This is a genomic window from Clostridium sp. AF22-10 (assembly GCF_003478725.1).
GTDB lineage: Bacteria > Bacillota > Clostridia > Lachnospirales > Lachnospiraceae > Otoolea > Otoolea fessa.
In genome coordinates, this window is sequence record NZ_QUFZ01000045.1 from 1 (window position 1) to 5,037 (window position 5,037).

The 5,037-nt window shown below is 30.8% G+C and carries 4 protein-coding genes; all 4 read left to right on the forward strand.

The window, feature by feature from the left end; translation table 11 throughout:
* Nucleotides 1–1,109 (forward strand): ParB/RepB/Spo0J family partition protein (locus DWX91_RS15805; RefSeq protein ID WP_147354432.1); only part of this gene is annotated, 1,109 nt, incomplete at its 5' end.
* 14 nt (nt 1,110–1,123) lie between these two features.
* A complete protein-coding gene (locus tag DWX91_RS15810) occupies nt 1,124–1,729 on the forward strand; it encodes an ORF6C domain-containing protein (RefSeq protein WP_118539710.1) in 606 nt (201 codons plus the stop codon).
* 295 nt (nt 1,730–2,024) lie between these two features.
* Nucleotides 2,025–2,459 carry a deaminase gene (locus tag DWX91_RS15815; protein WP_118539712.1) on the forward strand — a complete coding sequence of 145 codons (435 nt, stop codon included), beginning with the start codon at nt 2,025–2,027 and terminating at the stop codon, nt 2,457–2,459.
* Between the two features lie 44 nt (nt 2,460–2,503).
* Entirely contained in the window at nt 2,504–4,948 is a 2,445-nt protein-coding gene (locus tag DWX91_RS15820; protein ID WP_243099085.1) for a hypothetical protein, read from the forward strand.
* The last annotated feature ends 89 nt before the right edge of the window (nt 4,949–5,037 follow it).

The following is a 5,037-nucleotide window of genomic DNA, read 5'->3' on the forward strand; positions in this document are numbered from 1 at the left end:
CCAAGAAATACAGAATTTTTGATGATATCTCTGGAAAAGAATATGAAGAATTTAAAAATTCCATTAAAGAAGAAGGAATTATTTCAGAAATTATCGTTGCTCCAGATATGACTATTATATCTGGACATCAGCGATATAAAGCAGCTAAAGAGTTAGGGATAAAATTGGTTCCTATTAGAATTAGAGAAGATTTAATTGATGAAGATAAGAAACTCAAAGTTCTTCTCGCAGCCAATTTTGGTAGAAGCAAAAATGATGATAGAAAACAGAGAAAAGTCGCTGATGAGTATGTGAGATTGTGTGGGTTTAAGCATGGAGAAATTGGTGGTGGACACCAGAGAGTCCATAATGGACTCTCTGCTCAAATGTCTCTCTCAGAAATAGCATCCCAGCTTGGCACATCAAAAACAAACTTAAAACGCGCTCTTTCCATAGAACGTAATCTTACAGAGGACATGAAGGATTGTCTGGATAAAGGTGTGTTTTCCAAGACAGTTGCAGCGGATATTATTTCTTCTTTATCTGAAGAAGAACAGGAAAGATTAATTGAAAAGCTAGATGTTACTAAAAAATATACAAGTAAAGAGATTCAAAAGTATATTTCTGAAAATGAAGAATTAAAAAAAGAATGTGAGAATTTAAAACTTTCGGGCAAAAAATATACTCAGAAAGAGATGGATGAAGCTGCAAGACAATATAAGCTTCGTATCAGTGAGCTAGTCCAGCAGGGAACAAAAACGGAAATTGTTACCAAAGAAATCGATCGTCCAGAGACTTTAGACAAAATCAAAACTCTTCAAGAGAAACTTGAAGAAAAGACAAAAGAGAATATTAATATGTCAGCTAACCTAATTGAGAAGGAAAAAATGATTAGCACAGCACTTGGAACAAGTACAAATTATGAATTGGTTTCTCATTGTAGTGAAATTACATTGAAGATGTTAGATTTTGTAAAAGAAATGTCAAAATACGATTATATGGCTGAAAGCTTTAATGATATTCCAAATGCAACTCGCATTGAGTATGAAAGATGTATTAATTCAGTGAAAAAATGGGCTGATAGAATTTTGAAAACTATTAACACGGAAAAAGAAATTATTGAAATGTAAAGGAGAAAATTATTATGAACACAGTATTAGAAACAAAAGTATTAAATTTGGAAGAACTAACAGGAGATATTGCTAGGTCTCTTCGTGGAACAAATGAATCACTTCAAATCACGAATGGAGTTCTTGGGAAAATTATTAATGGACTTCAAAATCAAATTAGCAATCAGGTGAAAATAGAAATGGTTGCTACTGGTAAAGAAATTGAAGCTAATGTCACCACCGCTGTTACAAGTAATATTTCAAGTAAAATTGAGTCAACAATTAAAGAAAAATTAGATGAACGCGGACTTAGTAAAACAGATGCTGATAGATTAACAAAAGCACGTTATAGAAGAATGCGCGAATTATTAGGTGACTCTAAAGAAGATAAATACAAATTATTTATTTCATTCTATCAGGGTTCTATGAGAAAAGGATATTTAAAGAAATTTGATGTAATGAGATACGCTGATATTGAACCAGATAAACTTCCAGAAGCATTAGAGTATATTCGAAATTTCAATATTATTGATACATCTTGGTGTGTAGAGGCATTACATAAAACTTATCAGAATAATGAGTTTGCGAATAATAAATTAGTACATGCTTACGAAAGATATTTTAATATTACTGTAGCTTAATATTTTTATATGAAGAGTAGAAAATATTATCATCTTCTACTCTTCCACTTACATTAAAAGGAGACATAATACATAAAATGCAGACAACAAAGACTATTACATACTTAGATCATAGAACGTATGGAGGAATTATTTTAGAATCAGATTTTTACACTTGTCACCCAACTGGTAAGTACGAAATCAGAAGTCGTAGAGCTGATAGAATATCCCGTGACCACTCTTTCGATTCATGGTGTCAAAATTATAAAAAGGTTACTACGAAATTTAAAGAGAGACTAATCAGGACGAATGCATAATGTTATATAATTCAGATTATAAGTTTTTTAAGAAAGCTAGGGATGTTGCAAATATATCTGATTATAAAAATCCTCATATAGGATGTGTAGCTGTCTATCAGGGACAAATAATTGGTTTAGGATGCAATTCTAATAAAACCCATCCTACGCAGCAGTTCTATAATAAATATCGTACACATTCTGATTCAATGCTTCCGAAACTTCATGCAGAAATTAACTGTCTTAATCAAATCAAAAATCTTGAAATCAATTTTTCAAAAGTGAAATTATATATTTACAGAATGAGAAATGATCGACCTTTTGGGATTGGTAGACCATGCCCTTCTTGTATGGCTGCGATTAAAGATTTGGGGATTAAAGATATTTACTATACAACAAATGATGGTTTTGTTTATGAGTGTGTGGCGAATATAGATATGAGGAGTGTTTGTTGAGTTCCTCGAAGTATGAAAGGATTAGGTGGTGTTAGTAATATTATATGAGTGAATTTGGAATTAAAATCAAGAATATAAATGCTGGTATGTTATATGATGTTAATCTTGGAACAAGAGATTATTTTACATACACAGATGCAATGTTTAACAATAGTTTATTCAGCTTCTTTCTTCAAAAGAATGGATTAAATGTATATAAAAATGAATCTACTAGAGATATTGTGTGTTTGAATTATGATTACGGGAGTAGATCATATGAGGATGAACATGCTAGATTGGTAAAACTTCATTCTGAAGCAGATGGAGAATTAAAAGATAGACTTGAAAAAGCTATCAAAAAAGTAGATGCTAGGCGAGAATTATATGATGAAAAAAGCAAGGATGAAATTAGGGAATATTTTTACGAAAATGGTGTAACAATCACATACACCAAAAAGATGAAGGATGGAACTGTAAAAAAGGAACCTATCAGATATGAAATGCTTTTTCGAACTAGCGCTAAGGCAAAAGTCGGACAGGTTATTTTTATAAATGAAAAGCTTTATGATATGGCTTATGATTGGCTCACGATTGGTCTTGGAAAGAAAATGGAAAAGGATAATGCTAAGATTGTCGAAATGTCTGCCTATGCTCCTTTAACCACTTCTACTATTGTTGGAACAATTCATATTCCTGTAGAAGATGTATTAATTCTAAAAGACCAGGATTCATTTTTTAAAACCATTGCAAATATTGTCAGGTGTGAAGAATATGACCCAGATGAGAATAATGATAACAGTAATGATGATACAAACAATGATAATGACCATAAAGAAAACAAGCCCGAAAAGAAGAAATTAAAAAAATGTGTGGTTGACACAGAAGAATGTAAAGTTAAAAATACATTATGGGATGGAATGGCTTTAATTGAAGCAGATCCAACATATTTGGAATTACCATCATATATTAATGGAATGGCATTATTAAGAATGCATCTTTTTAAAGCATGTGCGTTTAAATCTTATTTACAGAAGTTTTTTAAAAAATGGTGTTTAGATAATGGTCATGATTATGAAACATATCAAATTCAAGATATGTTTGGTAAATGGCATTATTTAAAAGATATTAAGATTATCACGACTGACAATGCGATTAAATGGAAGAAATTTGCTTCATTAATGGGTAATAATATAACCGAAGCATATGAATATTGGTGTGAACGCGTCAGAGCAGATAGTAATGTCTGGGGAATAGTTAAAACAGATCACCCTAGTAAGCTTGGAGATTTACAGCAGTTGAGTTATCAGATGATTAATACTCTTCCATGTTCTCTGAATGATGTAAGAAATATTGCTAAAACAAGTATTGATTACATAGAGGCTTTAAAGACAGATAATGATTTATTTGAAAAGTTTCTTAGAAAAAATGCCACAGAAGTAAATCATTATGAGATGCTTGCAGATTTATATAATCAGAATCATGATTTCGCCAATAGTAAGTTTTTTAGATATGAGAAGAAAGAAATCATCAAACAATATGTGTTCAGATTAAGAAAAGGTAAGATTATGGTTAATGGCGATAATCTTACGGTTTGCGGTAATCCATATGCACTACTACTTTATTCTGTTGGTGAGAATTTTAATAATGACCCTACATTAAAACCTGAAGATGGAGCTATTCAATGTTATACTACTAGATTTGAAAATGATGAATATTTAGCAGCCTTCAGAAATCCTCATAATTCCCCAAACAATGTATGTTATCTTCATAATATGTATTCCAAGGAAATGAAAGAATATTTCCCATTTAGTAAAAATATTCTTGCAGTTAATTGTATTCATACCGATATACAGGATCGTGCAAATGGATGTGATTTTGATTCCGATTTCTTTTTAGTAACGAACCAACCTACTATGGTTAGATGTGCAAAAGAATGTTATGAAAAGTATCCTACAATTGTAAACGCGCTTAATGAATCAGGAATTACATACAATAACACAAAAAAAGATTATGCTGCTATGGATAATAAATTTTCAAAATCTCAAATGGGAATCGGATATTCAAGTAATCTTGCTCAGTTAGCAATGACATACTATTGGACTGAACTAGAAAAAGAAAAACCAGATAAGGATACAATAAAAGAACTATATGATAATTTTGTTATTTTGTCTGTAGTAGCGCAGTTAATAATTGACGGATGTAAAAGAGAATATGAAATTGACGGGAATAAAGAGATTGATAGAATTAGCAGAATGGGATGTATGATTTTAAGAAAAGAAATGAAAGATCCGAAAACAGGCGAGACGATAAAAAGTTTCAAATGTGACTTTCCAGAATTTATGAAGTATACAAGAGAGATTAAATATACTAAAAACGGGAAAGATTTACCGCAAGAAGATATTGATAAATCAAAAAACAAACTAAAACAAAGAATTAATACAGAACTTAATTGTCCTATGAATTATCTTGAATTTTGGTTAGATAAAATCCAAACCGCAAGAAGATATTGATAAATCAAAAAACAAACTAAAACAAAGAATTAATACAGAACTTAATTGTCCTATGAATTATCTTGAATTTTGGTTAGATAAAATCCAAA

Coding starts and splice junctions, on each gene's coding strand:
- DWX91_RS15820 (WP_243099085.1), top strand. CDS start 2,504: ATGAGTGAATTTGGAATTAAAATCAAGAATATAAATGCTGGTATGTTA.
- DWX91_RS15810 (WP_118539710.1), top strand. CDS start 1,124: ATGAACACAGTATTAGAAACAAAAGTATTAAATTTGGAAGAACTAACA.
- DWX91_RS15815 (WP_118539712.1), top strand. CDS start 2,025: ATGTTATATAATTCAGATTATAAGTTTTTTAAGAAAGCTAGGGATGTT.